5 protein-coding genes and 1 pseudogene are annotated in these 7,899 nt (G+C 49.4%); all 6 read right to left on the bottom strand.

Annotated elements, in window-relative coordinates; translation table 11 throughout:
- Nucleotides 1-25: 25 nt before the first annotated feature.
- Complete coding sequence (locus CLOSYM_RS07680; RefSeq protein WP_242828654.1) at nucleotides 26-1,576, bottom strand: DUF3794 and LysM peptidoglycan-binding domain-containing protein; 1,551 nt, start codon at nucleotides 1,574-1,576, stop codon at nucleotides 26-28.
- 231 nt (nucleotides 1,577-1,807) lie between these two features.
- Nucleotides 1,808-2,653 carry a tRNA 2-thiocytidine biosynthesis TtcA family protein gene (locus CLOSYM_RS07675; protein ID WP_171032261.1) on the bottom strand — a complete coding sequence of 282 codons (846 nt, stop codon included), beginning with the start codon at nucleotides 2,651-2,653 and terminating at the stop codon, nucleotides 1,808-1,810.
- A 110-nt stretch (nucleotides 2,654-2,763) separates the two neighbouring features.
- Nucleotides 2,764-3,474, bottom strand: coding sequence for a serine O-acetyltransferase (gene cysE, locus CLOSYM_RS07670; RefSeq protein ID WP_003498034.1), 711 nt, complete (start codon nucleotides 3,472-3,474; stop codon nucleotides 2,764-2,766).
- A gap of 356 nt (nucleotides 3,475-3,830) precedes the next feature.
- Nucleotides 3,831-4,418 (bottom strand): HD domain-containing protein, encoded by a 588-nt coding sequence (locus CLOSYM_RS07665; protein WP_003498036.1) that lies wholly within the window; start codon nucleotides 4,416-4,418, stop codon nucleotides 3,831-3,833.
- Between the two features lie 42 nt (nucleotides 4,419-4,460).
- Complete coding sequence (locus CLOSYM_RS07660; protein ID WP_003505944.1) at nucleotides 4,461-5,378, bottom strand: mechanosensitive ion channel family protein; 918 nt, start codon at nucleotides 5,376-5,378, stop codon at nucleotides 4,461-4,463.
- 15 nt (nucleotides 5,379-5,393) lie between these two features.
- Nucleotides 5,394-7,597: pseudogene (gene glgB, locus CLOSYM_RS07655) on the bottom strand (1,4-alpha-glucan branching enzyme).
- Nucleotides 7,598-7,899 lie beyond the last annotated feature (302 nt).

The following is a 7,899-nucleotide window of genomic DNA, read 5'->3' as shown; positions in this document are numbered from 1 at the left end:
ACCGGCTGCGTCCTCACCTGCTTAACTAAATCTCTTTTATCAGCACAAGTTTATCCCCAGGCCGAATCTCGTCTTCCGTCAGTCCGTTCGTCTCTTTAATATTATCCACAGTGGTGTGGAATTTCTTTGCTATTTTCCACAATGAATCCCCGGGCTGCACAATATAACCCACAATCCCCGGCATCTGCTGCAGCTTCTGCATATCCAGCGGCTCGACCTTGACCCCGGTTACCACCTGCTCACGTATAGGCTGCAGCACCAGCAAATCCGCCGCGATCACGGCTTTTACCTCGACTGAATCGCCTCCCAGCATGACTGCCGTAAGCTGCTCCAGCCCCAGGTTCATCTGCCAGATACTGTCCGCATTGATACCGTCGGCCTCAGCCACACAGTGGAACGGTACCATTTCGGTTGTAGCTCCTACCGGTTCCGTATCATCGTCCGTCAGATATAAAAGATTCACCTCCAGGACGCCTTCTATATGCAGTCCGTCCTCCCTTGCCTCCGCTTCATCCAGCTTCACGCTGCCGCTGCTGTGGCAAATCTGGAGAATTCGGTCCGGCTTGCTGATTTTTAACTGTTCCGCCACTTTGCATTTGCAGATATTTCTGGTCAGAAGGCGGTCGAAACAAGCCTCCCCCGTATCCAGCACAAGTTCCCGGTTGGTGGAATAGAGATCGCTTAAAAGCTCTACGTTCTCTTCCTTATAGAGCTTCATATCCAGTTCCAGGACAGCGTCCAGTTCAAATTCCCGCATTTCTCCGTCATAGTCCGGTTTCATCTCGATGCCCCGGTGCAAAATCCGCACGCCGATCGCCGGGATCATCTCCTCCTCCGCTTCCGAAAGCTCCACATCCCCCGAAAATGGAAGACTCTCCTCAAGCCACTGAACCGGCGTATGCTCCCCTTCCCCTGCATAGATGATAAATACCATCAGTTCCCCTTCCAGATGGATATTTCCGTCCATGGGGCGGCAGGTAACACCTCTCAGCCTCATCTCATTCCAAAGAATGCTTTCGATATTCGGTTTATTTCCCGACACCTGGATATCTTCCTTAATCCGATGCGTATCTTTTCTGCGTACCGCAATAGCCGCCACATCGATACTTCTCTTTAATACCTCCACCTCTTCATCATCTGTTTCGATATCCACGGCCGCCTCCGCGTCATACAGATTTTCTACCCGCACTTCCAGTGTCACAACCGCCTTGATGCTAAGCTTTCTGGAATTGATCATGCTGGTATTCAAATCCTCAAGCGTCCATGATACCTGGGTATAATCATGTTCATCCAGATCCGGGACGTTGACCGTCTCATCAAACGGCACTTCACCTCCCAGAGCCTGCAGCCCGCCCTCAGCTTTTCTGTACAGCACACGGAAAGCCAGTTTCCCCTTAATCAGGACTTTATCCCCCTGGGTTCTTGAAGATTCGATCTGGATCTCGCCGTTATCCAGAATAACCTGGGATACATCGTCCATCGTGTCCGGGACAATAAAATCATCATCCAGCGTAATCTGGGATACCGCATTCCCTTTCTGTCTGTTCATATGTATATTTTTTTTCATCAGCTCCATCATTAATGATCGCACCTGCCCTTTCCATATCTACAACTTTATGAAAGTTTATGCGGACAGACGTGACAATATTCCAAATATGAAAACCGGCGCGGCCAATCTTCCCCTGCCGCCGCAGTGCGATCCTCCGCGGAGCGGTTTTAATTTAACAGGTGAACTTTCCTGTTAAATTAAAAAGCACCGGTTTTCATACCGATGCTTTTCTGCCTGACTACAAATCCGGCCCTTATTCTAATATTCTTCGAGGAAATGATGTCTCTCCCCGTCTTTGACGTATCCGATACAGGCATCCAGGTTAATATTCTCGACACTCTTGAAAATATTCGTCTCAATATGCGGATTAATCCGCCGGAAGCTGTTGATTAACTCCTTCATTTCCTGTCTCTTGGACAGGTGGTTTTCATCTCTCCCCGCGACGGCCTCAGCCGCCTCCGTAAACCGGCAGGCGCACTGGAGGAACCGGAGGCCGTTGTAGTCCTTCCATGCCAGTATATCGGCTTCCTTCACCAGATAAAGGGGCCTGATAAGCTCCATACCTTCAAAATTAGTGCTGTGCAGCTTCGGCATCATCGTATTCACCTGCGCGCCGTAAAGCATACTCATGAGTATCGTCTCTATCACATCGTCAAAATGATGCCCCAGAGCGATCTTATTGCAGCCCAGCTTCTTTGCGTTTGCATAAAGAAACCCCCGCCTCATTCTGGCACACAGATAACAGGGGGACTGATCCACATCCACTACTACATCGAATATATCCGAGTCGAATATAGTGACCGGAATATTCATGGTTTTGGCATTCTCTTCAATCATCCTGCGGTTGGCCGGATTATATCCGGGATCCATCACGAGAAAATGCAGCCCAAATTCCATCTTCCCATGTCTTAATATCTCCTGCATACATTTGGCAAGGAGCATGGAGTCCTTGCCGCCCGATATACAGACGGCAATATTATCGCCCTCTTTTATCATATCATATTCATTCAGTGCCTTTACAAAAGGACGCCATATTTCTTTGCGGAACCGTTTGATAATGCTTTTCTCTATCTCACGGCAGCGGTCAGGCTCTTTTTCCCTCATCGTTTCATTCCTGGTCTCTTCACTGCATTTTATTGTATCATGCTGATCTTTGTCTGTATTCTGCATAAGCCGGCTGCTTCCCCTAATCCTTATATCGTTCTGTTTCTCTCTTATGATGCACTCTCAGCTGCTTCGGACGTCCCAGCGGCCCCGCCTGCAATCACCGGAGGTACGGTTGTTCCTGTCGCCTCTTCCAGCGCTTTGCGGAGGACCTCAACTTCTTTCTGAAGCTCCTCCAGCTGCTCCATCATCTTTCTGTTATGCTCACTTATGATTGTTTTCTTTTTTTTCTCAATCGGCACGCCGTCTTTCTTTACCGGCCGGGCCGGAATTCCCACAGCGGTGATATTCTCATCGAGCTGGCGCAGCAGGACGGCATTCGCCGCAATCGAACAGTTGTCGCCGACTTCAAAGGAACCGAGAATCTTTGCTCCCGCGCCGACCGTCACATTATTGCCAAGCGTCGGATGTCTCTTTCCCTTCTGGGTTCCCACGCCTCCGAGCGTCACGCCCTGGTATATCGTACAGTTGTCACCGACCACCGTAGTCTCACCAATCACAACCCCGCATCCATGGTCAATCAATATCCCATGCCCCAGCTGGGCGCCGGGATGTATCTCTATCAAAGTAAAAAATCTTGCCAGCTGCGAAATCAGCCTGGCGATAAAAAACATATGGTGCTTATAAAACCAGTGGGCAACCCTGTGCCAAATCAGCGCATGAACTCCCTGATATAAGAGCAGCACCTCCAGCGCATTCCTGGCCGCCGGATCTCTCTCCTTTACGGCTTTCACATCCAGCCAGATATCCTTAAGAATCATTCTCTCCTACCTCTTTTTCATTCTGTCTCCGCATATGTCCTTCCAATGAGTATCTATGGGGTGAAGTATATCTTATTTTATTCTATGCTGTCAAGTAGCGTGCGCCAGAGCGTGATTGAAAATTCTATGGAGATTTAGTTAAGATGGTAAGGACGCCGCCGGTACGGCCAGCGGACGGGGTGAGGGGGAAATGAGTCTTTGGTCCTGGCGAAAACCAGACCTTGGGGCGGATGGGAAGATAAAGTCTGCGGATGCGGACATGGTCCGTTCCTAACGCGTCCTTCATCCTCTATTTCGCCTCACGTAAAAGACAGAACCGGAAAATAAGAGTTATTTCCGATTCTGTCCATATAAATTTAATCCCTGTGCCAAAGCCTGCTCTGCGGTATGCCGGACGACGGTCCGCCAGGCGCGCCGCCGAATACCGTCCTGCAAAGTCTCACATACTCCTGATATTCCGGATAATCTCCCAGCTCCTTCAGCAAATCGACCATGGAGTTATAATACCAGGCATGCTTATCTTTTTCCTTCACATTGAAGCGCTCCCAAATATTCTCACCCTCCAGCAGATAGTCTCTTGCAGTGCTGCGGATATTGCTGAGTTTGTCCGCCAACGTGAGTATCTTAATCTCACGCCCTGCAGAACGGAGATGTTCAATCGTCCGGCTTTTTCTCTCCATCCATGTTTTGGATTTGTCCTCGCTCTCCTCCGCCACCAGATCCGCAACGTGGCTGCCGAAATGTTTTTTCAGCTCCTCATAGCTCACTCCGGCATCCTCCATCGTATCATGGAGCAGAGCCGCCGCAATCAGTTCGTCGTCATCCGACATCATCGATGTTATAACGGCCGTCTCCAGCGGATGGGTGATATAAGGTATATCAGAACCTTTTCTGACCGCCCCCCGATGCGCTTTTTCCGCAAATTCAGCTGCTTCCCTTATCATCGGAACTCTCCTTTTCTGCACGACCGCGATTGCGCCGGTACCCTAACCGTCATCGCGGACAATGTGTATATCCATCTGGTTAAATGGAATGTCGATTCCGGCCTCGTCAAACGCCAGTTTTATTTTCTCTGTAATGTCCCATTTAGCAGCCCAGTAATCATCCGCCGCTACCCAGCCTCTTGCACCGATCATTACCGAGCTCTCTCCCAGGCTGTCTACAAACACCGTTATATCCGGATCTTTCAGAACCGCAGGATGCTCTCTGTAAAGTTTTTCAAGGATTGTTTTTGCTTTCTTTAAATCCGAACGGTACCCGATCCCAACCGTTAAATCGAGCCGCCTTCTTTCCATGGCCGTTACATTGGTGACGGTCGAGTTAGCCAGCGTACCGTTAGGAATTGTAATCGCCTTATTGTCAACGGTCGCCAGAGTAGTATAGACGAGTCCAATCATCGAAACCGTGCCTTCCCCATGAATACAGACAATATAGTCGCCTACTTTGAAGGGCTTCATCATCAGAATCAGCACGCCGCCTGCAAAATTGGAAAGACTCTGCTGCAGGGAAAGGCTCAGCGCCAGGCTGGCCGTACCCAGAACCGCCAGGATGGATGTCGTATTAACTCCAAGCTGGCCCAGAATAATAAACACAAGAAGCGCATACAGGCTGAATTCCGTCAGGGAGCGCAAAAATTTGGAAACTCCGATTTCCACTCCGGTCCGTTCGAAGGAAGCGCTCATCATTCTCTGTACAAAGCGGATTAATTTTCTTCCCGCCAGAAATAAGATAAGTGCTATGAACAGTTTCCATCCCAGAGACATAAGGCTGGGTCCCAGCCCCTCAAGCATCTGCTTTATCATCCCGGGCTTAATCTGACTCAGCTCCGTTAAATCTCTCTCTGCCGCCTCCACTGCATCCGCCGCCGTGGACGCCGCGGCCAATAATATATAATGTCCTGTCATCCGGTATCTACCGCCTTATTTCTTTGTTCTCTTTTTCAGCGGTATCACATCCGCCGGTTTTCTTTCCGGTTCCGCGGTTTTTCCTTCTGCCCGGATCTGCGCGGCTTGTCCGGTTTCATCCTGCTTCCCCGGTTTCCCGGCGGGCGCGGCGCCTGCATTGCGGGACGGCTTTTTATTATGGCTCTTATCCGTATTTTTTGCAGAACGCTTTCCCGTGTTCTTGGCAGCCGCCTTCTTCTGAACCGGCTTCACAGCCTTTTCAGGCGTACAACTGAAAATGCAGATACTCATCGGAGGAACCTGAACCGTTATGGCATGCTTCCTGCCGTCGCTGTCTTCCTCCCTGGAGGTCTTCATGCGTGGGTTTCCCTTTCCGCTTCCGCCGAATTTAACGGCATCGCTGTTAAAGATCTCCTTATACTTGCCTTCAAACGGCACTCCCATAATATATTTTTCATGAAGAACCGGGGCAAAGTTACAGATAAAAAGAAGCGTCTCCTCTTTCTTATCCGTTTTTCTGATAAAGGATACAATATTATTAGCAGAATCCATACAGTTAACCCACTCGAAACCATCAGGCTGGTAATCTTTCTTATAGAGAGCAGGGTATGACCGGTACAGATGATTCAGTTCTTTTACGTATTCCTTCATCCTGCCGTGAATCGGATAATCAAGCAGCTCCCATTCCAGCTGAACATTCTCATTCCATTCATCCAGCCCATGTTCCATTTATAATCAAATCCCAGGCCATCCTCCTTCACGCTTCCGGTAATCTTCGGCCATGCCGTGGATTCCTCGGCTATCAGGATAGCGCCGTCTTTTCTTCCTTTAAAGATTGAGTTCAGATGTTTTAAGAACTCAACAGCCTCCAGGTTTTCGTGGCCTCCGTAGATATTAGCAACCCATTCTCCCGGGTTTTTACCGTAATCCAGATACAGCATGGACGCCACCGCATCGAACCGGATTCCGTCCGCATGATAACGGTCTGCCCAGAACAGCGCATTCGCAATCAGGAAGTTGGAAACTCCCGGTCTTCCATAGTTATATATCAGCGTTCCCCAATGGGGGTGTGAGCCTTTTCTCGGATCCCTGTGCTCATAGACGCAGGTGCCGTCAAACTGGGCCATACCCCAGGCGTCTCTCGGGAAATGGGCCGGTACCCAGTCCAGAATCACTCCGATTCCCTGGCTGTGCATATAATCCATGAAATACATGAAATCATCCGGGGTTCCGAAACGGCTGGTGGGTGCATAATACCCCGTGACCTGATAGCCCCACGAGGCATCCAGAGGATGCTCCATCACAGGCATCAGCTCCACATGGGTATACCCCATATCTGTCACGTATTCGGCCAGCTTTTTCGCTATCTCACGGTAGTTATAAAATTCCGAACCGGTAATAACATGTCCCGTATCGTCAGTCTTTGTCTCTTTTCTCATCCAGGAGCCGAGGTGTACTTCATAGACAGACATGGGGGCGGTCTTTGTATCGGTCTTCGCACGCTTGTCCATCCATTCCCCGTCGTTCCACTGGTACTCGTTCAAATCCCAGACAACCGATGCCGTATTCGGCCTGAGTTCGGCATAATTGGCATAGGGATCGGCTTTGAGCGCAGGATCTCCGTTTTTAAACTTAACTTCATATTTATAAACCGCGCCTTTTTTAACACCGGGTATAAATATCTCAAAAATCCCGGACTCGCCGAGCTTTCTCATCTGATGCCTGCGGCCATCCCAGAGATTGAAATCACCCACAACGCTGACACGCATCGCACAAGGCGCCCATACTGCAAAATACACGCCTGCCGTTCCCTTAACCGTCATCGGATGAGCGCCCATCTTGTTATAGATTCCATAATGAATTCCAGCTTCAAACTTCTTTAAGTCGGCGTCGGTGAACTGGGGCGCAAAAGAGTATGGATCATGGATTTCACCCAGGGTACCATTATCATAAAATACCAGCAGCGTATAATCAGCCATAGTCTTTCTCGGTATCAGCGCCGCAAAGAAACCGGCATCGTCGGCCAGCTCCATCTGGTACGTCTTTCCTGTCGATGTTATTTTAACTGTGATATCCCTGGCAGTCGGAATGAACGCCTGTACCAGCATTCCCGCCTCTGTCATATGGGCACCCAGCATGTTGTGCGGATTGGAAGCTTCTGAATATACCAGTTCCTCGATTCCGGCCCAGTCCATCAAGTCGTATAATGCTTTGTCCATAAATACGCCTCCTTTTCTTCCTACCTGTTTTTAAAGTCCCTGTCCTCCCCCCGTTTACGAACAGTTACACTTTATTTCATTCTATCATCATGAATTGAATAATACAATCTTTTTACCCTAATTTTAGAATTGGCAATATAAGGCCCATAACTGATCAGACGGGGCGTTGTTACTAAAACATTAGGAGAATTAGTTAAGCAGGTGAGGACGCAGCCGGTACGGCCAGCGGACGGGGTGCTGGGGTGGTTTTATGAGTCTTTCGTCCCGAGGGAAGATTATCGTGGTTTGGGACTGCGGGCGAA

The organism is [Clostridium] symbiosum ATCC 14940, from assembly GCF_000466485.1.
Taxonomy (GTDB): Bacteria; Bacillota; Clostridia; order Lachnospirales; family Lachnospiraceae; genus Otoolea; species Otoolea symbiosa.
The sequence above is the reverse complement of the archived record's forward strand: the minus strand, read 5'-3'. Positions and strand labels throughout refer to the sequence as shown.